This window comes from Ureibacillus endophyticus (assembly GCF_024159215.1).
Classification (GTDB): Bacteria; Bacillota; Bacilli; order Bacillales_A; family Planococcaceae; genus Ureibacillus; species Ureibacillus endophyticus.
Genome location: NZ_JAMYWW010000002.1, coordinates 125,796 through 150,112, shown reverse-complemented (window position 1 = coordinate 150,112; position 24,317 = coordinate 125,796). Strand labels below are relative to the sequence as shown.

Below are 24,317 nucleotides of genomic sequence, written 5' to 3'. Positions count from 1 at the left end.
TCAATGTTGATGATTTTTTATATGAAGTTTAAAAGAGAAACCTTGATATATAAAGGTTTTTCTTTTTTGCATATACGCATATATGTAAATAATAATATATGCAAAGGGGCGAGCCGGGACAAACGGTGTAGAAGATAACTGTTTCCACACTGCATTATTATGTAAACACCTATTTTAAAAAAGAAGAGGACATATAACTTGTCCTCTTCATCCCTGTATTTTTATATAAAAATGTTATTTTGCTTAGTTGATTTATACAAGAGCTTCAAAATCTTCATTACGGAAAACAAGTTCATCTATATCCACTTTGTCTGATTTCGGGCTCTGCTAAAAACTGTTCATCTATATAGCTAGCTCTAGACGATTGGTTGGGAGTGAAATAGTATTAGCAACATGTATTAATAGTTTGATTAACAATTTTGACTGCTAGTGTTAAATAACGTAGTCAAAATGAATAGGCCAGGCCACCTCAAGAGCAAAAGCAAATATAAAATTAGTTAATGTTTTTGTTATCTAAAGTATTAATATTAATGTTAAATTAAATGTTAATTAAATTGGAGAAACAACTGTACCTTATTAGAAAGCTACGGTTAACTACTTTAGCAGCCGAGGTAATACGTAGGTGGCAAGCTTTGTCCGGAAATATTGAGCGTAAAGCGCGCGCAGGTGGTCCTTTAAGTTTGATGTGAAAGCCCACGGCTTAACCGTGGAGGGGCATTGGAAACTGGAGGACTTGAGTGCAGAAGAGGAAAGTGGAATTTCAAGTGTAGCGGTGAAATGCGTAGAGATTTGGAGGAATACCAGTGGCGCAGGGCGACTTTCTGTTCTGTAACTGATGCTGAGTCGCGAAAGAGTTGGAAGCAAACAGGATTAGATACCCTGGTAGTCCACACAGTGCTAAGTCTTAGGGGGTTCCGCCCCTTAGTGCTGCAATTATTAATATAGTAGTGAATGAAATATTTAGCCACACTAATAGAACAAACTAACTTACATACATCAATTTTAATTTAACCATTAATTTTGATTTAGAGTTAATTATAATGTCAAAAACATTTCTAGAAATCGAATTATTCTAGTGGTAATTTTGTATAGAAGTTAACATGAAAACATTTCAGGAAAATGATAAATAATTGTTGTACTACTAGAATTATAGTGGCAAAAGAATTAAGGAAGTAACTGAATTTGATTTATATTATTATGAAATAACATTAGTATTCTATTACTAAATTAAGTGGACATATGCATGATTCTTTATACCAGCTACTATCTATTTGATAAAAGCTTCAAAAGAATTAAAAGTAGTTTGTGGAAGTTTTTACTAGATTATAATATCGTTATAGAAGATACAGAATTAGAGAAATGAATCACTTTTTTTAATAATAGGTTATGAATGGTTGAGTACTGTTGCTTATCGATAATGTCCTGGGGGCAAATACAATAATAAGAAATAAATTAAGGAATAGATATTAACTCAAACTTCGCAGACTAAAATCGACAAATAAGCCTTGATATAGTTAGGCAGACCGTTAATCCACTGCTGTAGTTGACTTTTGATTAATTTTTGGATTGTTTTATTTGTCTTTTTTAGGGCATCTTCAAGAAGCTCGATTAATTGCTGTAACGCGACAGCCCAATCCAGTTCGTTGACTTCATCACATAATTCATAAAAAATGCCACCTAATGTTCGTTGATCGTTATGGCAACGATTTTGCCAGGACAAGACGATGTATCTGGAAAACACAACCGTTGTGTGGCTAATGAGTAAATCATACGATATGCCTTGAAATTCTTTCTGAAGGCGTAATAGGGATTTTGTCGTCTTGAAAAAGACTTCAATATCCCAACGCATGCCATAGATACGGACGATTTCTTGTTCAGAAAGCGTACAATCGGTGCTGAGAATCGCAAGCCATTCGCTCTTTTTATTGCGGTTTTGAATAAACACGACCTTTACTTGAATGCCATTTGCCATAGTAGTTTGAATCGATCGCATGATGCCTTTCTTGCCAGAAACAGGTGTGGCAACTTTGTATAGTTCTTTCAGAGATAGCCTTTGATCGTTCACCAAATAGCGTTGATTCGTTGCCTTCACCATGCCAATGACGTCAAGACCGAGTTCAACGATGGATTGAATAAGAGGTTGTTGCGTAAACCATGTATCCATTAACACATAATCAGCGGAAACACCTGCTTGTAATGCTCTTTCAAGCATACTGGGAATAACGGTAGGAGCAGATTCCAACGCTTCTACACGTCGTTTATAGCCGGAAGAACGCTTGTCAATATTCTCGGAAATCCCATTAATTTGTGCATTTTTTGAACTCAGTAACGTGAAGTCAAGTGGCATAAATGTAAAGCCATCCGACCAACCCAAAGTAAGCATACGAAACCCTTTATAGAAGCGTTTCGTTAAAGATGAATGATCCATACAACGCGCAAGAAGTTCTACCTTTTTACTCCGATTCCGATCAAACATAGAATCGTCAATGATCAACACTTTTGGACGCGTTACATCCGTCAGTTGATCGACCTTTTGAATGGCATGCACACTTAAATACGTTAAAAAGCGACGCCATGCAAACTTGGAATGATTCATGAAACGATAAACAGAGTCCTTTGCAGGGTAACGGTCTCCCTTCTTTGAATTTAAAAGGGTGAACCAACTCTTATGATGAAAGATTAAACAAAAAACAAGTTGAAACAAATAGGAAGTTGTAAAGCCAAACTTCTTAGTAATACCGGCTTTTCGAAGATGTTTCACGATCTCTAATTCACGAAACACAGATTTTAATTCTTTTGGTAGTTGATTATTTTGGTCATTATGCTCTATCATAATGGAAGCACCTCTTCTGTTTGGTAGTGTATTCTCGACAAATCCACTATACCAAAGAATGAGGTGTTTTTTGTATCTAAAAAAAGTATGTCAAGGTTCTTATTGAAATCGAGAAGAACCAAATAGCATCAACTATTGAACCTAATTATTTATGTGCGAAGTTTGAGATATTAATATTAACATTATCATTAATATTAATATTAATTTATAAATAAAGTTACTAATTAATGATGCTAGATTATTATTAGTGTTAATCCTCATAACATTAATTAAAAATACTAATATTACATTCAAATATTACATAACACTCGAAAAGCTTTGATTTACTGGGTACGCTTTAACTTTTTCCAATCAGAAAAGATATCCATCACCGCAATTAACATCACAATCCAGAAAAAGGTATTATTAAAAGAAATTCCCGATTGTGAATGTCCTCCTAAGGCAGTGAAGACAATCATCAACAAAATAATATACGCCGTAACCCATACTTTCCATTTTAAAACGGATTTTTTATCTAAGTTTTTATTTTTACTAAACAATAAACTGATTAAGATAAGTCCGATCATTAGGATAACCAGTAAGGAAACTGGCAGTTTTACGATTTGTTGTGCAGCGGGAAAATAATCATAAGCAAATAGTATGGTAAAACAAAGGGCTAAAAGTAAAGTGATGTATTTCATGTTTGTATTCCTCCTAATCAATACTTTACCATTTCAAAAAGAAAAACGCCTTTCTACTTTTGAGAAAAGCGTTTGATGTTCTAGTCTTGTAAAATTCTCCCCGTCACAAATTGTAACCATGCATACACGCCAGTTTTCACAGTTTCAGCAACCGCTGAATCTTTGCTTGGGTCGAGGCAAACAAAATCGATATGGTTTACAACTGGGTGACGGCCGATTTCTAGTAAACTATCAAAGAGTTCAATCGTCGTCATGCCCCCTGGAGTAGAGGCGGGGACCCCTGGTGCAAGTGAAATATCGAGTACATCCATATCTACAGTGACATAAATCCGATCTACCTTTGATGATAAATCATTAAGCGCTTTTTGAATGGTTTTGATTAATCCTTTTTTACGAGCTTGCTTTATTGTCACCATTTGAATTTTGTGTTCTTTTGCATAATCAATGAGGGGCTTTGCATTAAAGTAGCCATGCAATCCAATATTGATAACATGTTCGCCCTTTACAATGTCTCCATCAATTAATTGCCTGATTGGTGTTCCGTTTGCAGGTCCCAATTCTTTTGGATCTCGCACGTCGAGATGGGTATCCAGCTGAAGGATGCCAATCGTTTCTTCTGGGTATGCTTCCTTAATTCCACGAACTGCACAGGCCGTTGTAGAATGGTCGCCACCAATCATACAAGTAGTTGTGTTTGGATAGTTCTCTACTAAATATGTAGTAGACTCTTGAATCCGTTGATGGGATAAAAGAATATCCGTTGTGTGCATGGATACATCCCCAGCATCAGCTACGTTATAGGGAATTAAATCAACATCTTCATCCAAATTATAGGTCGCAAAATTTTTCCATAATCGACGAAACTCCGTTGGATAAAGGGAAGCCCCCGATACACTAATAGAAGATCGTGATATTGGGGCTCCGTAAAGTATCATGTCAGGTGTATTGTTAGTGTTTCTTAGTTGTTGCACCCAATGATGTACATAGGTTGGTGGTTGTTCTCCTGGAAGATTCCATGACCACTCAGGTTCTTGAAGATAATGTTTCTTCATTTCATACCACCTTTATACCTTTTTTCCAAACAGCCTTCACATGGTTGACCCCAAATAAATATTGTAGTTCTTGATAGTTTTTCGTATTCCATAATACGATGTCGGCTTGTTTTCCGACTTCAAGGGAGCCGACTAAATCCTGGCGATTGATTGCGCAAGCCGCATTGTACGTTGCAGCGGTTAAGCTTTCAGCAGGAGTGAGACGCATTGAGATGCAAGCTAAGTTCATCACTAATGGCATCGATGTCGTTGGTGAGGAACCAGGATTGCAATCGGTAGAAATTGCTACAGCTACACCTTCGTCAATTATTTTTCGCCCCTTAGCCGCTTCTTCTCGCAAATAGAGGGCAGTTGCTGGTAGTAAACAAGCGATTGTTCCGGCTTTCGCCATGGCTTGAATTCCTTCATCAGATGCTTTTAACAAATGTTCTGCTGAAATGGCCCCGATTTTTGCGGCTATTTCCGCTCCTCCATACGGTTCAATTTCATCGGCATGGATTTTCGGTGTTAACCCAAAGCGTTTACCTGCTTCTAAAATGCGCTCCGATTGTTCAGGTGTGAATACGCCCTTTTCACAGAAGACATCATTAAATTCTGCTAGTTTTTCCGTAGCTACTACAGGTAACATGTCTTGAATTAAATGATCGACATATTCATCCTCACGCCCTTTAAATTCAGGTGGTACCGCATGAGCACCCATAAAGGTCGGGACGATATCAATCGGATGTTGTTCTTGTAGCTTTTTCATGACACGTAATTGCTTCAGCTCGGTTTCAAGGTTCATGCCATAACCACTTTTTCCTTCAATGGTAGTGACACCATGGGCTAGGAATGAATCAAGTCGACGTGTTGTTTGTGCGATTAGTTCTTCTTCTGTTGCTTCTCTTGTCATACGAGTCGTCGCATGAATGCCGCCACCTGCATCCATAATGTCCATGTAGGTTGCCCCTTCAAGGCGCATTTCAAATTCATGCTCCCGGCTACCCCCATACACAACATGTGTATGAGGGTCTACTAATCCAGGAGTAACTAAATGGTTTGAGGCATCGACAATTTCAGCTTGATGGAGTTTGTTAAAGTAGCGTTCTTCTAGCTCTTTTGTCGTTCCTACCGCTTGAATAATGCCATCTTCAATCCATAGGCTGCCGTCTTCAATTAACCCTAGATTAGACATTTCTTCTTTGATGCGTGGACCTGATTTTTCAGAAGCAAGGGTCGCTAATTGTGCTGCATGTTTAATCCAGATTGGTTTTGTCATGACTATTCCGCTCCTTTATCAAGCATTGGCATCTTAATTCCTTTTTCACGAGCTGTTTTTTGTGCCAATTCATAACCAGCATCTGCGTGACGAACGACACCCATTCCTGGATCTGTTGTTAATACTCGCTCGATACGTGCCTCTGCTTCTTTCGTTCCGTCTGCAACAATAACAACTCCTGCATGTAGGGAATACCCCATACCAACGCCACCACCATGATGTACAGAAACCCAAGTAGCTCCACCGACAGCGTTAACTAAAGCATTTAAAATTGGCCAGTCTGCCACAACATCAGAACCGTCTTTCATTGCTTCTGTTTCACGGTTTGGAGAAGCAACGGAACCTGAATCTAAGTGGTCACGACCAATAACGATTGGCGCTTTTAGTTCGCCGCTTGCAACCATGTCGTTAATGATTTTTCCAAAACGAGCGCGTTCGCCATAGCCTAGCCAGCAAATGCGGGAAGGAAGGCCTTGGAATTGGATTTTGTCTTGTGCCATGCGAATCCAGTTGCATAAATGTTTGTTGTCACTGAATTCACGTAAAATTGCTTGGTCAGTTTTATAAATATCTTCCGGATCTCCTGATAGTGCTACCCAACGGAAAGGTCCTTTTCCTTCGCAGAATTGTGGGCGAATATAAGCTGGTACGAAACCTGGGAAGTCGAATGCATTTTCTACGCCCTCATCTTTCGCAACTTGACGAATGTTGTTTCCATAGTCAAATGTAATCGCACCTTTATTCATCATCTCAAGCATTGCTTTTACATGTGTAGCCATTGATGCTTTTGAACGTTTTACATATTCTGCTGGGTTTTCGCTTCGTAACTTCGCTGCTTCTTCTAAAGTCATCCCTACAGGAACATACCCGTTCAGTGGATCGTGAGCTGATGTTTGGTCTGTTAAAGCATTAGGAATGAAGTTTCGTTTAATCATTTCCGGAAGAATCTCAGCTGCATTTCCTAATAAACCGATGGATAACGCATTGCCTTCTTTCTTTGCTTCTTCCGCTAATTGAATGGCTTCATCTAACGAATAGGCTTTTACATCTGTGTAACGTGTTTCAATTCGACGGTCAATTCGTGATTCATCTACTTCAATGGCGATACATACGCCTCCGTTCATCGTTACCGCAAGTGGTTGAGCACCACCCATACCACCTAATCCAGCTGTAACAGTGATTGTGCCTTTTAGTGAACCGTTAAAGTGTTGTTTCGCTAACTCCGCAAATGTTTCGTAAGTTCCTTGAACAATTCCTTGAGAGCCGATATAAATCCAACTACCTGCTGTCATTTGGCCATACATCATAAGCCCTTTTTTGTCGAGCTCGTGGAATGTTTCCCAATTTGCGTAAGCTGGTACAATGTTTGAGTTTGCAAGAAGAACACGAGGTGCATCAGAATGTGTTCTAAAAATCGCAACCGGTTTACCTGATTGAATTAGTAATGTTTCATCATTTTCTAGTTCTTTAATGGATTTCACAATCGCATCAAATGAATCCCAGTTACGAGCTGCTTTTCCAATACCGCCATAAACGACTAAGTCTTCAGGTCTTTCTGCTACCTCTGGGTCTAAGTTATTCATTAACATACGAAGTACGGCCTCTTGTTGCCAGCCTTTCGTATGTAGTTGTGTTTCTGTATAACGAATTACTTTTTGATTAGTTGTTGCTTTCATTTTCATTTCCCCCTAGTTGAGATACTTTTTTTCCAAACTCGAAAGATTCTATTTTTAACCAAGCATTCATTGCTTCAATATCTTTAGAAAATACTCGGTCGGCATTAATGGAAGGAACAATATTTCTTGCACTTTCTAAAAACTTACGTGTGTGTGATGCCATTTTGTCTACGCCACGGTATTGTGCCGCTTGTAGTCCACAGATGGCTTCAATCGATAACACGCGACGAGTATTGGTAATCACTTGATATGCATGTCTTGAGCCGATTGTTCCCATACTTACGTGGTCTTCTTGGTTCGCAGAGGATGGAATCGAATCAACACTTGCTGGGTGTGCTAATGTTTTATTTTCTGATACAAGGGATGCTGCTACATACTGCATAATCATTGCCCCTGATTGTAAGCCTGGTTGAGGACTTAAAAATGGAGGCAAATCATTTAATTGCGGGTTCACCAGACGTTCAATTCGTCGTTCTGAAATGTTAGCTAATTCCGCTACGGCAATCGCAAGGAAGTCCATCGCAAATGCAATTGGTTGGCCGTGGAAGTTCCCACCAGATAATACTTTTTCGCCATCGTCAAAAATTAAAGGATTATCCGTTGCCGCATTCATTTCAATTTCTAATTTTTCTTTCACGTAATTTAGTGCCTGCCATGTTGCACCATGCACTTGTGGGATACAGCGAATGGAATAGGCATCTTGAACGCGAAGTTCGCCTTGCTTTGTTGTTAAAGAACTATCTGCTAAGTAATTGCGAATACGCTCTGCAACTTCTACTTGTTCTTTATAACCACGGGCAAGTTGAATGTCTTCATCAAAGGCATCAATAATGCCACGAAGGCCTTCAATTGTCACGGATGCAATGAGTTCTGATTGGTACGCTAATTTTTCTGCTTCTAGGTAAGCGACAACCCCCATTGCCGTCATGGCTTGCGTTCCATTAATGAGTGCTAACCCTTCTTTTGCTGTTAGGGTAATCGGGAAAATGGATTCTTTCTTTAATGCGTCACTCGCTGATGTTTTTTCCCCTTTATAAAAGACCTCTCCTTCACCGATTAACACAAGTGCCAAATGGGAAAGTGGCGCTAAATCACCACTTGCACCGAGAGAGCCTTGTTGAGGGATGACTGGATGGATCCCAGCATTTAATAATTCTAATAATCTTTCAATCACAACAGGACGTACGCCAGAAAAGCCTTTTAATAATGCGTTTGCACGAAGGAGAATCATAGCCCGTGACACAATCTCAGGAAATGGTTCGCCAACGCCGCAAGCATGGGAACGGATTAAATTCAGTTGAAGTGCTTCTACATCTTTTTTGCCGATAAACACATCACTAAATTTTCCAAAGCCTGTTGTGATTCCATATACGATACGCTCCTCGGAGACAATTTTTTCAACGGCTTTGCGACTTTCTTGCACTTTTTTTATACTTTCATCTGAATAAGTAACTTTTTCTCCATCAAATAAAACCTTTCGTACATCGTCAAAAGTTAGTGTTTGACCATTTAATATGACCATCTTTAGTCCTCCTTTAATGAGCCCAATAGAAAAGGAGGCTATACCAAAGAGAACCACTAAAAAAGTGATTTCTTGATATAGCCCCCTATTTATCTAAAATACTATGGGCAACTTATATATGATTAATGCCTAAACCAATCGTTTCATGTTCAGAACCTCTAACGGGTGCGCCAATTGTTCCATATAGGGAAACCGCAACCCAGTCTCCTTCACGCTCATCGTCATAAGGGTTTCCTCGTAAAACAGCGAAGGATAAACCAACTGTTCTTAAGACAGACCCAATTTGCACTTGACCTCTTGTGATGCCATTTAATGCTTCGATAATGGCGTGGTACAACGCGTGAGATTCACGATAAATATCTGAATTGATAACCCCGTTTTTCTTCGCTGCTGTTTCTATCGCAGCAACGACCTTTTGTGAATCCATCGATCCAACTTTCCCGGTACAGCTTTTCCAGTTTAACTGCTCGATTACGCCGAGATATTCGTTCGGGTCATCTGAAAGCAATAGTAAAATAGCATGTTTACCTATACGGCGGTCTTTATTTAATGCCATCTTAAACAACTCTTTCCATTTAACTAATAAAAAAATTCTCTTAATATTCTAAAGTCTAATAGCTAACTTGATTGTAAACGCTTGAAAAATGCGTGTCAACGAGAATTTTTTTAAGTTTAATAAACTTGACCATTGCGAACACGGGGGCTTCCGGTTTCAAAGGTAGAGAGAATATGGAAATATAGGGTTCAAAATTACTTATTATTATATTCGGTGGACGAAATAAAAATGCAGAAAAGCAAATTTAGTATTACACTTACCCTGTATTAAACGGGCTAGGTTCAGTGTCACACTTCATTAATACATTTAAGTTTTACTATTCAGTATTACGTATAAGTATTACATTCAAATATTCCGAAACAGTATTATGTATAAGTATTACATCCAAGTATTCCAAATTAGTATTATGTGTAAGTATTACATCTAAGTATTCCAAAACAGTATTACGTATAAGTGTTTCAAAACAGTATTACGTATAAGTATTACATCCAAGTATTACAATTCAGTATTACATCAAAATCAAACATAATAAAAAGCCACTTATTCAAAAATAAGCAGCTTTCTATAAAAGTGAGGGTTATTAAATAAAAGCTTAAATAGCTATTATTGATACATTACGAAAAGCATTAAAAAGTCTGCCATTAATTGAACATGGGAAATCCTAAAAAAAAAACTTAATCTTCAATTCCGATATACTGATCAATATGCTGAGCCAAGATACGCATAGGCTCTGATGATCTCTTCATTATGCTCTGTAAAATACTACCTTCAATTAAAGACACAAGCATAAGTGCTTGATGTTTAGCCACTTCCAATGACAGACCTCTACTTTGTAATTGGATTGAAAAGACTTCTTCAATTTGTCTATATAAGTCCCCGCATTTTTCATGTACTTCATCACTTACACCATTTATTTCACTAAGCATGATGGTAAATGTGTATCCATTAATTTGGCCCTTTTCATCATACATTTGAATTAAATCTGCAAGAAGCGAAAGGATTGCATCTTTAAACGTTGGATTTTTAATGATATGTTGTTGTATTTCATTGACGATATCTTGTTGTACCTTTTCTAAACAAGCAATGAGTAGTTGTTCCTTGCCCTTAGGAAAATGATGATAAAACGATCCCTTAGAGGTGTTCGTCACATTAATGATTTTAGAAAGTCCTACACTTTTATATCCGTTTGCATAGAATAATTTGGTTGCCTCTGTTACCAATAAAGCTTTTGTATCCATCTGAGAACCCCTTTCTGAAGGTCTAGGCAAACCGGTCTAATTGCTATCATTGAACTTACTTTATGCAACTTTACGAAAAAAGTGCATGTACTAGAATGCGAATTTAATAGTGGGGGTTAAAAACGCAATAAACTCAAAATTCTTTTGCAGTTCTCTTTTACGCAATACTTTTGATAGATTTTAGCAAAAAATAGAACATTTACATTTTCCTAATATTGTGATAGTTTTGTGGTGAAAAAATCATTATATCGATTTAGAAGTGTAGGAAAATTGAATAGAATTTTGTACAATCGGAGGGTAAAAATGAAGAAAATAATTACAGCATCATTATCGATTAGTTTATTGGCAAGTTCTTTTAGTCCAGTTCTAGCAGCAGAAAATGATTTGCTGAATGACTCATTAACAAATCCGGTACCACTAGTTCTAAAAGAATTAAATGGAGTACAAAAAGCATCAGTTGCAAATACGCTAGATAGTGCTAATGAAAGTGATTTCTTTAAACTAGTGTTAGATAAAGATCAATTAGTAGATTTAAAGGTAAGTGGTCTTAAAAATGAAGAAGTCTGGTTTACCTTGAGCTCGAAAGATGGAGAACAAATACTAAATTTTGATGAACCAGTTGGAGACACACTTGCTCAAAAGGTATCCCTGGCGAAGGGTGAGTATATTATAAGATTATACTTAAGATACAGTCATCAGGTATCAAATTATAAGTTTGATGTTCAACTGCAAGATAAAGGGGAATTCTTTGAAGTAGAACCAAATAATACATTTGAAACTGCTAATTACTTACCATTAAATACATCTATGGGTGGGCATGCTAACGTAAATCAAGAAAGTGATAATACATATCCAACATGGCAACCCGACTATTATAAATTTGAAGTTCCTGTAACACAAAAATATGGGATTAAGTATACTAGTGAAACAATCGCTAGAGTATATCTTTACGACGAAGCAAGAACATTATTAAATAGTAATGCAGAGAATAAAACGTTTAATTTAACACCGGGTACTTATTATGTAAAAGTCGAACATTACACAAGTGAGGAAAGAGATTATACAATTGAAGTAGATACGCTGAAATTTAGTGATGTGACACTGAATACAAGTGGGGTGAAAGAAATTGCATTTCTTTCTAATTTAGGTATCATAGGCGGTTATGACGATGGAACATTTAGACCTAATGATTATGTAAAAAAAGGACAAGCCGCTTCAATGGTTGTTAAAGCATTGGGTTTAAGTACTAAAAACCGTCCTGCAACAAGTTATAAGGATATCTCTAAACATTGGGCAAATGATGCTATTAAAACACTTGTTGATGAAGGAATCTTACCTGATGGGAAGAAATTTGATCCAAATGCAAATTTAACACGAGGCGAAATGGCAAGTATTATTGTTAATGCATATAAACTTAAAGGTGTATCATCAACCGTATTTTCGGATGTGCCTAAATCATCAACTGCTTATCCATATGTTTCTGCATTAGCTACAAACAACATAACAACTGGTTACGGAGATGGGACATTTAAACCGAAAAACCCACTAACTCGAGCTCATTTTTCTATTTTCTTAAGCCGTGCAATGGATGACCGTTATAAACAATAAATAATAAAGAAAGCCGAGGCAAATGTTGCTTCGGCTTTTTAAAACCGATAACTAAAATGATTAAGTTTGTTGTATGGGTATTTAAGTATTACATAATAAGTTCTACACAATTTCAGGTATTTTATTATTCAAGGCATTTAACTGAGCGACAATAATACTGTTAATCGCATTAATGTATGCGTATGCGCTAGCTTTCAAAATATCAGTATCCGCCGCCTTGGCAATATATTTTGTTCCTTCATGTTCAATGGCAATTTTCACTTTACCGATTGCTTCTTTACCACGAGAAACAGAATTAATATTGTACTCAACAAGCTTTACATCCATATTGGTTACATTGGCAATGGCTGAATATAATGCATCAATAGGTCCAGATCCTACTGCACTCGACTTCAAAATTTCATCGCCTTTGATGATTTTTACACTTGCAGAAGGGAATGCTGAGTTACTAATCACTTGTAAATCATCAAGTGCATAAAATTGACTACGATAGTTTTGATGATTTGGGTTATTTTTTTCAACTTTTTCGTAGTAATCTTCCACAATGACGTATAAATCATGATCATAGACTTCTTTTTTTGCATCGGCTAACTGTAGGAACATTTCAAAAATTTGCTCGAACTCTTCTTCTGTAAAATCACGGAATGCTAACTTTTGCAGTGCATTTTTCACTGCGTGACGGCCAGAACGTGCTGTTAATACTAACTCCATATCTTCCAACCCTACATCTTCTGGATGAACAATTTCATAAGCATCACGAGATTTTAATAGCCCATCTTGGTGGATACCGGATGAATGCGCAAATGCATTGTCTCCTGTAATGGCTTTATTTACTTGTACATCTAGTCCCATGAAACTAGAAACAAGACGTGATGTATTCATAATTTCTTTTGTATTAATGTTTGTTGAGACATTATAAATCGATGAGCGCGTTTTTAATGCCATTACGACTTCTTCTAATGAGGCATTCCCTGCACGCTCGCCAATGCCGTTAATTGTACATTCCACTTTATCTGCGCCGTTCTTTATCGCAGCTAATGTATTTGCCGTAGCTAAGCCTAAATCATTATGGCAGTGTACACTTAAAATGACGCGATCATCTAAATTTTTCATACGGTCATTTAACTTGTAAATCATCTCTCCAAATTCTTCTGGCTCCGCATATCCCACGGTATCTGGTACGTTAATCATCGTTGCACCAGCTTTTATAACTGCCTCAATTGTTTTCCATAAATATTCAAAGTCTGATCGTGAAGCATCTTCAGTTGAATATTGTACTTGAGGTAGTAACGTTTTTGCATATTTCACTGCTTCTATCCCAATTTGTAAAATTTGATCTTTTGATTTACTAAATTTCTTTTCAACGTGAATATCAGATGTACCTAATACCATATGAATCATAGGGTTCTCCGCATGTTTCACTGCATGATATACAGAATCAATATCTGCCTTTACTGCACGTGCTAATGCGGTAATCATAATATCACTTGTGTTCCCAACACGTTTTGCTACTGCTTTTACTGCTTCGAAGTCGCCATTTGATGACGCAGGAAATCCAGCTTCGATAATATCTACACCAAGCTTTTTTAGTTGTTGTGCAATTTCCACTTTCTCATATAAGTTTAACTTAGCCCCAGGTACTTGCTCACCATCACGTAATGTTGTATCAAACACTAAAATTTTCTTTGTCATCAAAAAAACTCCCTTCTAATTTTAAAAATAAAAAAAACTCGCCTCTATAGAAATTCTATAGAGACGAGATAGATTCTCGCGGTACCACTCTAATTGACATAGCAATTACTACTAAGCCCACTTTTCAACAGCCATCACTGTCTAGCCTGTTAACGGAGGCAACCGACGTCCCTTACTGTAATTTTCAGGGAGTAGCTCACGGACGAGTTCAAAATGCATGTCTATCGGTTCACACCAACCACCGACTCTCTGAAAGCACATTACGATTTCTACTATTTCCGTTCAAAGCTTACTAATTAATGTTATTTGCAATAATAAATGCAGAATATCTTACTTGTCAAGATATTTATTTGAATTTTTATTTTTTTCTTACAATGATTTGAGCTTGTAAGAGTATTATGTTTAAGTATTTCAATTCAGTATTACATTTGAATATTACATCTAAGTATTCCAAAACAGTATTACATTTGAATATTACATCTAAGTATTCCAAAACAGTATTACATTTGAATAATACATCTAGGTATTCCAAAACAGTATTACATTCGAATATTACATCTAAGTATTCCAAAATAGTATTACGTTTGAGTATTACATCTAAGTATTCCAAAACAGTATTATGTTTGAGTATTACATCTAAGTATTCCAAAATACTATTACATTTGGGTTTTACATCGAAGTATTCCTAAATAGTATTACATTTAAGTATTACATCTGAATATTCCAATTCATTATTACGTTTTGCTATTCCGTTGTACTATTACATAACACTGAAACATACATAGTAATAAGCAAACTTTTCAAAAGGTGGTGCAGTAGTGTGACGGAAGTTTATGCAGTTGCCATGAATAAGGGTGGGGTGGGCAAGACGTCCCTTGTTTCGAATCTCGCAGGGGCAATCTCTATAAAAGAGAAGAAGAAAATTCTCATTATTGATACGGATGGACAAGGGAATTCATCCATTGCTTTTGGCCTTAATCCAAGTGAATTTGAGAATACCATTTACGATGTACTGCTAGGGCATACTAATGTGGAGAATGTGATTGTTACGGTAGATGACTATATTGATATTATTCCAGCGAACGAAGATATGAATTTCTTAGAGTTTGATATTCTTCCAGATATTCAACATTACGACAAACCGTTTACGTTATTAAAGCGATCCATTCAAGGGATTTTGCACAACTATGATTATGTTTTTATCGACACACCGCCAAGTATGGGCTTAGTGGTTGGAAATGTTTTAACAACGGCAGATAAGGTGATTATTCCGTTTGTCCCTGAAACATTTGGTGTGAAGGGCTTGATTCGAATTATTAGTGCTATCAATGACTTGAAAAATCGAGAAAATCCGAACTTAGAAATTTTAGGGGTTGTCGGAATGATGGTTGACAGTAGAACCATCCTTCATTCGGAAATGTTACAGCAGGCAAGACGTTTCTGCTTAGAAAATGAACTTCAAATGTTCGAAACGATTATTCCACGTTCCATTCGTTTTGCGAACAGTACGGCTTATGACGGGAAACCAGCAACCATGACTCCTTCAAGTAACCCAATCGTGAAAGCTTATTTTGAATTATTGGAAGAGGTGTTTGAGTATGGCAAGACAAAGCAAAAGTCTTAGTAATGTGTTTGAACGATTCAATGAAAAGGGTGAAGAGGACACAGTAAAGGGTGAAGTGGTGACGAAATCAAATGAAACACAAGAAAAAGTGGTTCAAGACACGCCAACGATTGAAGGGGTAAAGCAAGATTTGTTAAGCATGTATGCAGAAAAAACAAATAAGGAAAAAGTGGAAGATACACATATCCGAACAACTTTCTTATTTCGAAAAGACTTAGCCAACCGATTGGACAAGCTCGCTAAAAATAAAAGAGGCTTCAAAACCATGTTTATGAATAAAGCAATCGAGGCGTTATTGGAAGAAATGGAGAAGAAGTGATTTCTTGAATATGAATAATGAAAATTAAGGGACTGTTTTTACTAAGACAGTCCCTTGATTTTGGTTAAAAATCTATTTTATCGAAAAGTAAGATTCCCCCAGAAACTCCTTCACTTCGTAATCAGTTGATGATAATTCATTTTTAACAAAAGCTTGAAGGTTAGACTTTTCAACATCATACATGACCTCAATTTCTTTCGCGAAAAGGAGTTTTTCTTCTTCCAATAAAGCTGATAATGAAGGGAGTTGTTTTGGCGTTGGATTTTCGCCAAGAACTTGCGTTAATCCATCGAGATAATTTTCGAAAGGACGACCGCCAACGAGTTTTACTCCTTTCTTTTCTTCATTCACCATGATAATTGTAGGAAACCCTCTAGCTCCAAGATTTCGAGTTAACATGAAGTCTTCATTTAATAAATCGTGACTCGTTTTTTCGTTCGCCTCTATTATGATTGCTTCCCCATTTAGGCCCATTGCATTCACGATTTCTATTAGCACTGATGCTTCACCAATATTTTGGTTGAAGACAAATAAGTATTCTCTGGAACGACGCAAGTACTCGAATGCTTTTTCCTCACCATGATGTTTTTGGATGATTTTATAAACTCGGGATGGAGGAAATGATGACTGAATGGGATTGTCAATCATCAATGAACCATCGATCGGCATTCGATAGTGTGCGCCTACTTCTCTCCAGTGGCCAGCAACATCCGTAGGTCCATAAATGCCGTTAGACGGATCAACTGGACCACCATGCCACTTTTCTAGTAAGCCTCCCATGACAGTTTTAAAATTAAGATACTGTCCATATTGCTTTAAAAAGCGGCGAAGCGTCGGTTCGATTGCCCAGCAATGTGAACAAATTGGATCGGTTACATAATAGAAATCGACTTTTTTACTTGGTGGATTAAAATCAATTAGCTCCATTTCGTTATCACTCGCAACACCACATACACCAGTTTCTAAATCACAGATTAAGTTATTGTTTATCATACTCGCACCTCTCATTTTTCGATAACGTGTTCTGTTTGCTACTTAATGCGAGTGTAATGGATAATGAAATGTAAGAATACCAATAGATTTTTAGAAATGTTGGATATCCAACATATTTCAAATATTGTTGGAAAAGTAGAAGGGAGTTTTACAGTTGAAGGAAACAAAAACGGATCCCAGAATACTACGAACTCGTAAATTGATTATGGATGCTTTCATCGAATTATCGAGTAAGAAAGAATTTAAGGATATTACGATCAAGGACATCACAACAGAAGCCATGATCAATCGGGCTACCTTTTATTATCATTTTGAAGATATTTATGACTTATTGGATAAAGTCTTATCAGAAGTATTGTTAGTGAATTTAAATAGTGATTTGTACGAGAGTGCCAATCTAACCGAAGAGGTGTTCGTTAGTATTTTCACGGCGATTACGAATTTTCAAAAGTCATTATCGACGCGATGTTATCGAGGTTACGAAGATACCATTGGGCGAATTATTATGGATCAGCTCAAGATTATTTTTTATAAAATGTTGTGTAAACAAAATAAAACTGACGATGATGAAGGGTTAAGGATTCATGCGGTGATTCTATGTTGGGGCATTTACGGCGCTTCCGTGGAATGGAGACGAAATGGTATGAAGGCATCTCCAGAGGAATTTATAAAATCTGCCATTCCCTATTTGATCAATGGGATGAATTTTTGTTGATTTGAAATAAAGTTACGATATTTATAAGTAAGATTGATTTATCTATAGGGGTAAAATCGTCACCTTCTATGTTGAAGGTGATAATTTATTTTTATTATATAAGTATTTACTTATATATTTGGTGATGGTATGTTTTATATAAGTAAATTCTTATATATAGAGTTGGAGGTTTCACTTTGGATTTATTAGAGCAACAACTAAAAGCATTGGCAGATAAAAATCGTCTTACACTCTTAGCATGTATGAAAAACGGTGAGGTATGCGTTTGCGATTTTGTTGAAGTACTAGGTATTTCACAGCCTGCTGTTAGTCAACAGTTAAAAAAATTAAAAGATGCTGGCATTATTTTGGAAAGAAAAGAAGGTACGTGGAAATATTACCGAATTGCAGACCAACTTTCTCCGGTTGTGGAAGCTGTTATTAATGAATTAGAAGCTGATGATGTGTGTCGCTGTGGAGGAAATACATGTTCTTGTTAGCAAGTATTCTCTTTATCGCACTCTTAATTTTCATTATTTGATAGCCTATTTTTTAATGAAAGGTGTTTTATTTTATGGAAAAGAAAACGTTATATTTTTTTTGTACTGGCAATTCATGTCGTTCACAAATGGCTGAAGGGTTTGCGAAAAAGTATCTACCAGATTGGAATATCAAAAGTGCAGGTATTGAAGCACATGGATTAAACCCGAACGCTGTAAAAGCCATGGCTGAAAAAGGTATAGATATTTCTCAACAAACTTCAGATATCATTGACCAAGATATATTAAACAACTCAACACTTGTTGTGACACTGTGCGGTGATGCAGCTGACAAATGCCCAGTAACACCACCACATGTAAAACGTGAACATTGGGGATTTGCTGACCCTGCAAAAGCAAGTGGAACAGAAGAAGAAAGATGGCTTGTATTTCAAACAGTTCGTGATGCGATTGAAGCACGAATACGGTTGTTCGCTAGAGAGCAAAACTGATGAGAATACACAAATCTGGAGTTAAATCGGTCGAATTTTTTACTTCTTATATGCAACTCGTTTTAAAAGCTAACATCACTTCAGTTAAAAATCTTGAGAAATACATGGCCCAACACTTTTTTCAAAATGATTTATCTTCACTTGGTCCTATTACGCTTTCTAATTTTAAACAAGCGCTTCAAATAATTATAAGAGATGAGGAATAATAATGGAGTTTAATATCTTAACAAATTCATCTTGTTGCACACCTAATTCAGGGTGTTGCGAACCAAAATATCCAGTCGTAATCATTGGTGCAGGTCCAATTGGGTTAGCGGCTGCTGCACATTTAAAATCTTACAATTTGCCATTTATCATATTAGAAAAAAATGAAGTAGCTGCAAATGTTGCTTCTTGGGAACATGTTCAGCTATTTTCACCTTGGGAATTTAATATAGACAGTGCTGCTAAACAGTTGTTAGAAAATGCTGGTTGGAAGATGCCAAACAAAAACGATATTCCTACAGGAAAAGCATTACGAGAAGACTATTTACTTCCACTCAGTGAGTTGTTTAAAGAGCAACTACGTATGAATGAAGAAGTTATTGCAATTACAAAATTAGATACTGATAAAATGAAATCTACAAATCGAGTAAACAAGCCTTTCTTATTATTCACTAAAAACGGGCAAGCAACAAAAACCTATAAAGCTAGCGCTATTATTGATGCAACAGGTACATGGGGAAATCCGAATCCAGCTGTTAGTCATGGTGTTTGGTTACCGAATGAACAAGCAGCAGCACAAAAAATCAATTATCAAATTCCTAATGTGTCTGCTAATTCTTCACGCTATGCAAACAAACGAATTGCTGTTGTAGGTGGAGGTCATTCAGCCATTAATACACTACTTCAATTAGTAGAATTAAAGGAAGTTTACCCACAAACTGGAATTACATGGATTCTACGGAAAAAACGTGTAGAAGATGCTTTAGGCGGTGGTACTGCCGATGAACTAGCAGCACGTGGTGAGCTTGGATTAAAAATGAAACAAATCCTTTTGGATAAAACGATTAATGTAGAAACACCTTTTTATATCCAATCTATTTTAGAGAAAGAAGAAGGCTTAATTCTTAAAGGTACAGACCAAAAAATTGGTCCTTTTGATGAACTAATTGTCAACACAGGCAATCGTCCAGATTTTTCATTCCATAGTGAATTACGATACGAGGTTGATCCTTCGACAGAAGCTGTTTCTACAATCGCTTCATTAATTGATCCAAACTTCCATAGTTGTGGAAGTGTGCCAGCACATGGCGAAAAAGAATTACGACAACCAGAAACGAACTTTTACATCGTTGGCTCGAAGTCATACGGACGTGCTCCAACTTTCTTAATGGCGACTGGTTATGAGCAAGTACGTTCAATCGTTGCATATCTTGCTGGCGATACAGCGGCCGCTCTTGATGTAAAATTATCACTACCAGAGACAGGCGTTTGTCATACTGGTATTGATGGATGCTGTCAATAGAAGGGGGCTTTTTCGGTGATTCGTTTTTTAGAAAAGGAAGATATACCTGACGTACTGACAATCTATCAATTAGGGATTGACACAGGAATTGCGACATTTGAAACAATGGCACCATCTGTAGATGAATGGGATAAAAAATTTCACCCAAAACTTAGATATGTGTTCGAAGAAAATAAAAACATTTTAGGATGGGTATCTGTTACTCCTGTGTCATCAAGGGAAGTTTATAAAGGCGTCGGTGAAGTAAGCATTTATATACACCCTCATGCTAAAGGCAAAGGGGTTGGCACACAACTACTCCAACATCTAATTGAGCAAGCAAAACTCTTGGGTTATTGGATGTTGCAAGCTTCTATATTTGAAGTTAATACTGCAAGTATACAACTACATAAAAAAGTAGGATTTCATGTAGTCGGTGTACGTAAAGGTATTGCTAGAAAAAACGATCAATGGATGAACACGGTTTTAATGGACCAACATTTAATTTTGGATTAACGATACAAGGTTAAAACAAAAAAGTTATTTAACAATCTGGCACGTTTATGGAGAAACAAATTGAACAAACTTATAACTAAAAAATAAAGAAACATCGATTTTGATTCATCATTTTTAAAATGGATGCTTCTTATTAGGTGATATTGTTCAAATTTTATTTTAAAGCTACAATTTTAAGAAAAATGAAAAGCCATGACGAAATTTCGTCATGGCTTAATAATTGTCAATAACGCCTCCAAGGGAAGAAGCTTTAATGATTGGGTTTTTCATGATTTCTAATACTTCATCTTTTGTTCCATAAACGACTACCCCTAAAATCTCTACATCCTCGAACTTTCTATCATTCAACTTGTTGAATGCTTGTTGATGTTCTTCAGAAAAGCTCGTATTCAATAATTCTAGGAAGTTTTCATACTCAAAATCCATATTTGTGTTGGATAAATAGGGTGAATTGATAGAAAAGCCTAATGCTTGATGTTCCCTGATAAATGTTGATGACCAATCGTATTCTTTTGCTTCTTGTTGGAATGTGTTTAATTGGTCTTGGTTATAAGTGTTTAGCCAAAACCACGTCATTTCTGGAAGCTTAAACAAGGGGAGATCACTTTGTTTGTATGGCTTATCGAAGGAAAGGGCGACTTCGTATATTTTGTCTCCTTGCATATTTTCAATCAGTTCTTCATCATTTTTATATTTTTTATATTGAACATCTGGATGGAAAAACAACATTTCTCGCCAGCCATTTTCTTTATAAGAGAACTGCCAATCCTCTCCTGTAATACCAATGCCACCACCTGAACCTCTTGAAAGTAAAACAGATGGAAGAAGACCGAATGAATATTGTTTTTGCTCGACAACGATGGATTTTATTTTAAAGTCCTTTGAAATTTTATATGTGCTTGTTCCTCCAAGTAAGCCTGTTGAATCTACCGTTTCACTAATATAGCCATTCGGTGTGCTAAGACGGACAAAGGCATCCCATTCTTTAAAGGCCTTTTCGCTATAATGAGTCGTTATGGCAAAGTTAGCAAAACTCAATACCACAAAAACTACTAAAGATACTAAGGTAATGGTGATAAGCGTTTTTAATTTTCCTCGTTTTATGGCCTTTTTTATCTTCTTCTCATCAAAAATATCATCCGGAAATTCATTCATGAAGATCACTCCATTTCTTTTGAAACTCTTTTCTTGCTCGAAATAAATACGTTCGAACCGTTTCTTCCTTCATTCCAAGTAAAAGGGCAATTTCTTTATAACTAAGTTCAAGTTCATATTTTAAGAGTAAAAGCTGCTTATAAATTTCTTGAATTTTGTATAAAGTCGAAGCGATTTCTTGATTCATTTCGATGTTTAATACACTAAGTTCTGTATCTTCGTCATTTGCAAAGTTACTCCAGAAGCGTTCGTCATCAATTAAAAGAGCTTGTTCTTGGCCTTTTTTCTTTAACAGTTTTTTAAACTCATTCATCGAAATGGTAAATATGTATGCAAGAGCTTTATCTGAAGAAACACCGCTACTATACGCGATGAATTTTGTATAACTTTCTTGAACAATATCTTCTGCATCTTCATGGCTACAGCCATTTTTCTTCAAATAAAAATAAATCATCCGTGCTTGTTTATTGTAGATTTCCAACAAAAGCTTTGAATCCATAGCTCCTCCTTTCTAACGTCTCATAAATAAAGAGTCCTTTGCCTCTAAAAAGTTTACAGCAAATAAGAAAAAAATTTTGAAAATAAAAAAGCTCCTCCTACTTAGAGAATAACCTTTTATATAAGTATTACAATTCAGTATTACGTAAGAGTATTACATTTAAATATTACAATTTAGTATTACATATTAGTGATCCATTCCTTCAACACTTCTACTTCGCAAAAGTAGAAAAAACAAATTTCTACTTTTCAAGTTTCCACTTTTGCGACAAACATTAACTAACTGACCACATTCATTTTTGTAAAATTGACTCTTTTAATAAAGTCAACTTTCAATATACTAGGAACTATTACAGAGGAGGTAGATTTTATGAAACAGTTAGGGACAGAACTTGTAAAACGTGGGATGGCAGAAATGCAAAAAGGCGGCGTCATTATGGACGTAGTAAATGCAGAACAGGCAAAAATAGCAGAAGCAGCTGGGGCTGTAGCAGTAATGGCATTAGAACGAGTACCTTCAGATATTCGTAAAGCGGGTGGCGTAGCTCGCATGGCAGATCCTCGAATTGTAGAAGAAGTGATGAATGCCGTATCGATTCCTGTAATGGCGAAAGCACGTATTGGCCATATTGTGGAGGCTCGCGTGTTAGAAGCAATGGGCATAGATTATATTGATGAAAGTGAAGTATTAACACCAGCTGATGAAGAGTTCCATTTATTAAAGAGTGATTATACAGTTCCGTTTGTATGTGGTTGTCGTGATTTAGGTGAAGCAGCTCGCCGAATTGGGGAAGGGGCATCGATGCTTCGAACAAAAGGTGAACCAGGTACAGGAAATATTGTAGAAGCGGTTCGTCATATTCGAAAAGTGAATGCTCAAGTACGCAGAGTTGTTGGGATGAATACAGATGAATTAATGACAGAGGCAAAAGTGTTAGGAGCACCTTACGAATTATTAGTCGAGATTAAGAGATTAGGCCGTTTACCGGTTGTTAATTTCGCTGCAGGAGGCGTGGCAACACCAGCTGATGCTGCATTAATGATGGAGCTTGGAGCAGATGGCGTATTTGTTGGTTCAGGTATTTTTAAATCTGAAAATCCTGAAAAATTTGCTCGTGCGATTGTAGAAGCAACAACTCACTATAAGGACTATAAATTAATCGCTGAAATATCAAAAGAATTGGGTACGCCAATGACAGGGATTGATATTGCAACACTTCCAGCTGTAGAACGGATGCAAGAGCGAGGTTGGTAAGATGAAAAAAATCGGCGTTCTGGCATTACAAGGTGCGGTACGAGAGCACATGGATCAAATTGAATTGGTTGGTTGCGAAGCAGTTGTTGTAAAGGAGGCAAATGATTTAATCGGAATTAATGGACTCATCCTACCTGGAGGAGAAAGTACAACAATCCGTAAATTATTAGATCGTTTTTACTTACTCGAGCCTATCCAACGTTTAGCAAAGCAAGGGTTACCGATGTTTGGGACTTGTGCAGGACTTATTTTACTTGCCGGGGAGATTGTTGGGTATGAAAGTCCACATCTAGGAGTCATGAATGTGGTGGTTCAGCGTAATTCCTTTGGTCGACAAGTGGATAGCTTTGAATGCGAATTAACCATTTCGAAGTTAGAAAAAACTGTCCCAGCCGTTTTTATTCGCGCGCCACATATTATTTCTGTTGGCGAAGATGTAGAAGTACTTTCAACGTACCAAGAGCGAATCGTTTTAGCACGTGACCGTCACTTCTTAGGATGTTCCTTCCACCCTGAATTAACGAAAGATACTACAATTTTGCAATATTTTGTTGATATGATTGACGAGTATTCCAAATGAGTGTTACTGTTCAGTATTACGTAATCGTATTACATAGTAATATTACATTTAACTCGTTCAGTAAAAACGTAAACCAATCATCGAGAGTTGA

The 24,317-nt window shown here is 36.7% G+C and carries 22 protein-coding genes and 2 other annotated features; of the genes, 10 read left to right on the top strand and 12 right to left on the bottom strand.

All coding sequences use genetic code 11. The features are described 5' to 3' along the window. Positions 1–447: 447 nt before the first annotated feature. Positions 448–989, top strand: a sequence feature (16S ribosomal RNA rRNA prediction is too short). A 482-nt stretch (positions 990–1,471) separates the two neighbouring features. The 8 genes from NKR20_RS19055 to NKR20_RS19020 form a co-directional block, all read right to left on the bottom strand. Then, the gene (locus NKR20_RS19055) at positions 1,472–2,833 is read right to left on the bottom strand and encodes an IS4 family transposase (RefSeq protein ID WP_121215386.1); all 1,362 of its coding nucleotides are present in this window, start codon (positions 2,831–2,833) and stop codon (positions 1,472–1,474) included. Between the two features lie 323 nt (positions 2,834–3,156). Continuing rightward, entirely contained in the window at positions 3,157–3,513 is a 357-nt protein-coding gene (locus NKR20_RS19050; RefSeq protein ID WP_253428490.1) for a hypothetical protein, read from the bottom strand. A gap of 80 nt (positions 3,514–3,593) precedes the next feature. Continuing rightward, positions 3,594–4,565 (bottom strand): agmatinase family protein, encoded by a 972-nt coding sequence (locus NKR20_RS19045; protein WP_253428488.1) that lies wholly within the window; start codon positions 4,563–4,565, stop codon positions 3,594–3,596. Between the two features lies 1 nt (position 4,566). After that, a complete protein-coding gene (hutI, locus tag NKR20_RS19040) occupies positions 4,567–5,823 on the bottom strand; it encodes an imidazolonepropionase (protein WP_253428486.1) in 1,257 nt (418 codons plus the stop codon). A 2-nt stretch (positions 5,824–5,825) separates the two neighbouring features. Beyond that, positions 5,826–7,499 (bottom strand): urocanate hydratase, encoded by a 1,674-nt coding sequence (gene hutU / locus NKR20_RS19035; RefSeq protein ID WP_253428484.1) that lies wholly within the window; start codon positions 7,497–7,499, stop codon positions 5,826–5,828. Continuing rightward, a complete protein-coding gene (gene hutH, locus NKR20_RS19030; protein ID WP_253428483.1) occupies positions 7,483–9,021 on the bottom strand; it encodes a histidine ammonia-lyase in 1,539 nt (512 codons plus the stop codon). The genes hutU and hutH overlap by 17 nt, the downstream gene beginning before the upstream one ends. A 112-nt stretch (positions 9,022–9,133) precedes the next feature. Further along, positions 9,134–9,577 (bottom strand): hut operon transcriptional regulator HutP, encoded by a 444-nt coding sequence (gene hutP, locus NKR20_RS19025; RefSeq protein ID WP_253428481.1) that lies wholly within the window; start codon positions 9,575–9,577, stop codon positions 9,134–9,136. Positions 9,578–10,251: 674 nt separating this feature from the next. After that, complete coding sequence (locus tag NKR20_RS19020) at positions 10,252–10,815, bottom strand: TetR/AcrR family transcriptional regulator (RefSeq protein WP_253428479.1); 564 nt, start codon at positions 10,813–10,815, stop codon at positions 10,252–10,254. A 303-nt stretch (positions 10,816–11,118) separates the two neighbouring features. Between NKR20_RS19020 and NKR20_RS19015 the strand changes: the two genes are divergently transcribed. Next, complete coding sequence (locus tag NKR20_RS19015) at positions 11,119–12,423, top strand: S-layer homology domain-containing protein (protein ID WP_253428477.1); 1,305 nt, start codon at positions 11,119–11,121, stop codon at positions 12,421–12,423. 102 nt (positions 12,424–12,525) lie between these two features. On the opposite strand, the gene NKR20_RS19010 is transcribed toward NKR20_RS19015, so the two are convergent. Then, positions 12,526–14,115, bottom strand: a complete 1,590-nt coding sequence (locus NKR20_RS19010; protein WP_253428474.1) for a 2-isopropylmalate synthase — start codon at positions 14,113–14,115, stop codon at positions 12,526–12,528. A 56-nt stretch (positions 14,116–14,171) separates the two neighbouring features. Beyond that, positions 14,172–14,410, bottom strand: a binding site (T-box leader). A gap of 525 nt (positions 14,411–14,935) precedes the next feature. Between NKR20_RS19010 and NKR20_RS19005 the strand changes: the two genes are divergently transcribed. Together NKR20_RS19005 and NKR20_RS19000 are read left to right on the top strand one after the other, a co-directional pair. After that, positions 14,936–15,739 carry a ParA family protein gene (locus NKR20_RS19005; protein ID WP_253428473.1) on the top strand — a complete coding sequence of 268 codons (804 nt, stop codon included), beginning with the start codon at positions 14,936–14,938 and terminating at the stop codon, positions 15,737–15,739. Then, positions 15,714–16,058, top strand: coding sequence for a hypothetical protein (locus NKR20_RS19000; RefSeq protein WP_253428471.1), 345 nt, complete (start codon positions 15,714–15,716; stop codon positions 16,056–16,058). Before NKR20_RS19005 ends, NKR20_RS19000 begins: the two co-directional genes overlap by 26 nt. 72 nt (positions 16,059–16,130) lie before the next feature. Here the strand turns inward: NKR20_RS19000 and NKR20_RS18995 are convergent, their stop codons facing one another. Continuing rightward, positions 16,131–17,051, bottom strand: a complete 921-nt coding sequence (locus NKR20_RS18995) for a DsbA family protein (RefSeq protein ID WP_253428469.1) — start codon at positions 17,049–17,051, stop codon at positions 16,131–16,133. 154 nt (positions 17,052–17,205) lie between these two features. Here NKR20_RS18995 and NKR20_RS18990 point away from each other — a divergent pair, with 154 nt between their 5' ends. The 5 genes from NKR20_RS18990 (at position 17,206) to NKR20_RS18970 (ending at position 20,738) form a co-directional block, all read left to right on the top strand. Beyond that, entirely contained in the window at positions 17,206–17,766 is a 561-nt protein-coding gene (locus tag NKR20_RS18990) for a TetR/AcrR family transcriptional regulator (RefSeq protein ID WP_253428467.1), read from the top strand. Positions 17,767–17,942: 176 nt separating this feature from the next. Continuing rightward, complete coding sequence (locus tag NKR20_RS18985) at positions 17,943–18,245, top strand: ArsR/SmtB family transcription factor (protein WP_253428465.1); 303 nt, start codon at positions 17,943–17,945, stop codon at positions 18,243–18,245. A 74-nt stretch (positions 18,246–18,319) separates the two neighbouring features. After that, the gene (gene arsC / locus NKR20_RS18980) at positions 18,320–18,736 is read left to right on the top strand and encodes an arsenate reductase (thioredoxin) (RefSeq protein ID WP_253428463.1); all 417 of its coding nucleotides are present in this window, start codon (positions 18,320–18,322) and stop codon (positions 18,734–18,736) included. A gap of 208 nt (positions 18,737–18,944) precedes the next feature. Then, positions 18,945–20,243: an NAD(P)-binding domain-containing protein gene (locus NKR20_RS18975; protein ID WP_253428461.1), complete on the top strand. Its 1,299-nt coding sequence runs from the start codon at positions 18,945–18,947 to the stop codon at positions 20,241–20,243. A 15-nt stretch (positions 20,244–20,258) separates the two neighbouring features. Next, positions 20,259–20,738, top strand: a complete 480-nt coding sequence (locus NKR20_RS18970) for a GNAT family N-acetyltransferase (RefSeq protein WP_253428459.1) — start codon at positions 20,259–20,261, stop codon at positions 20,736–20,738. Positions 20,739–20,951: 213 nt separating this feature from the next. Here NKR20_RS18970 and NKR20_RS18965 read toward each other — a convergent pair whose 3' ends face one another. Together NKR20_RS18965 and NKR20_RS18960 are read right to left on the bottom strand one after the other, a co-directional pair. Beyond that, positions 20,952–21,893, bottom strand: a complete 942-nt coding sequence (locus NKR20_RS18965; RefSeq protein ID WP_253428457.1) for an anti sigma factor C-terminal domain-containing protein — start codon at positions 21,891–21,893, stop codon at positions 20,952–20,954. Next, the gene (locus tag NKR20_RS18960; protein ID WP_253428455.1) at positions 21,886–22,392 is read right to left on the bottom strand and encodes an RNA polymerase sigma factor; all 507 of its coding nucleotides are present in this window, start codon (positions 22,390–22,392) and stop codon (positions 21,886–21,888) included. Before NKR20_RS18960 ends, NKR20_RS18965 begins: the two co-directional genes overlap by 8 nt. Positions 22,393–22,761: 369 nt before the next feature. On the opposite strand from NKR20_RS18960, the gene pdxS reads away from it, so the two are divergent. Together pdxS and pdxT are read left to right on the top strand one after the other, a co-directional pair. Beyond that, on the top strand, positions 22,762–23,646 hold the full coding sequence (gene pdxS / locus NKR20_RS18955; RefSeq protein WP_253428453.1) for a pyridoxal 5'-phosphate synthase lyase subunit PdxS: 885 nt from the start codon (positions 22,762–22,764) through the stop codon (positions 23,644–23,646). 1 nt (position 23,647) lies between these two features. Next, positions 23,648–24,226, top strand: a complete 579-nt coding sequence (gene pdxT, locus NKR20_RS18950) for a pyridoxal 5'-phosphate synthase glutaminase subunit PdxT (RefSeq protein WP_253428451.1) — start codon at positions 23,648–23,650, stop codon at positions 24,224–24,226. The last annotated feature ends 91 nt before the right edge of the window (positions 24,227–24,317 follow it).

Coding starts and splice junctions, on each gene's coding strand:
- NKR20_RS19055 (WP_121215386.1), bottom strand. CDS start 2,833: ATGATAGAGCATAATGACCAAAATAATCAACTACCAAAAGAATTAAAA.
- NKR20_RS19050 (WP_253428490.1), bottom strand. CDS start 3,513: ATGAAATACATCACTTTACTTTTAGCCCTTTGTTTTACCATACTATTT.
- NKR20_RS19045 (WP_253428488.1), bottom strand. CDS start 4,565: ATGAAGAAACATTATCTTCAAGAACCTGAGTGGTCATGGAATCTTCCA.
- hutI (WP_253428486.1), bottom strand. CDS start 5,823: ATGACAAAACCAATCTGGATTAAACATGCAGCACAATTAGCGACCCTT.
- hutU (WP_253428484.1), bottom strand. CDS start 7,499: ATGAAAGCAACAACTAATCAAAAAGTAATTCGTTATACAGAAACACAA.
- hutH (WP_253428483.1), bottom strand. CDS start 9,021: ATGGTCATATTAAATGGTCAAACACTAACTTTTGACGATGTACGAAAG.
- hutP (WP_253428481.1), bottom strand. CDS start 9,577: ATGGCATTAAATAAAGACCGCCGTATAGGTAAACATGCTATTTTACTA.
- NKR20_RS19020 (WP_253428479.1), bottom strand. CDS start 10,815: ATGGATACAAAAGCTTTATTGGTAACAGAGGCAACCAAATTATTCTAT.
- NKR20_RS19015 (WP_253428477.1), top strand. CDS start 11,119: ATGAAGAAAATAATTACAGCATCATTATCGATTAGTTTATTGGCAAGT.
- NKR20_RS19010 (WP_253428474.1), bottom strand. CDS start 14,115: ATGACAAAGAAAATTTTAGTGTTTGATACAACATTACGTGATGGTGAG.
- NKR20_RS19000 (WP_253428471.1), top strand. CDS start 15,714: ATGGCAAGACAAAGCAAAAGTCTTAGTAATGTGTTTGAACGATTCAAT.
- NKR20_RS18995 (WP_253428469.1), bottom strand. CDS start 17,051: ATGATAAACAATAACTTAATCTGTGATTTAGAAACTGGTGTATGTGGT.
- arsC (WP_253428463.1), top strand. CDS start 18,320: ATGGAAAAGAAAACGTTATATTTTTTTTGTACTGGCAATTCATGTCGT.
- NKR20_RS18975 (WP_253428461.1), top strand. CDS start 18,945: ATGGAGTTTAATATCTTAACAAATTCATCTTGTTGCACACCTAATTCA.
- NKR20_RS18965 (WP_253428457.1), bottom strand. CDS start 21,893: ATGAATGAATTTCCGGATGATATTTTTGATGAGAAGAAGATAAAAAAG.
- NKR20_RS18960 (WP_253428455.1), bottom strand. CDS start 22,392: ATGGATTCAAAGCTTTTGTTGGAAATCTACAATAAACAAGCACGGATG.
- pdxS (WP_253428453.1), top strand. CDS start 22,762: ATGAAACAGTTAGGGACAGAACTTGTAAAACGTGGGATGGCAGAAATG.
- pdxT (WP_253428451.1), top strand. CDS start 23,648: ATGAAAAAAATCGGCGTTCTGGCATTACAAGGTGCGGTACGAGAGCAC.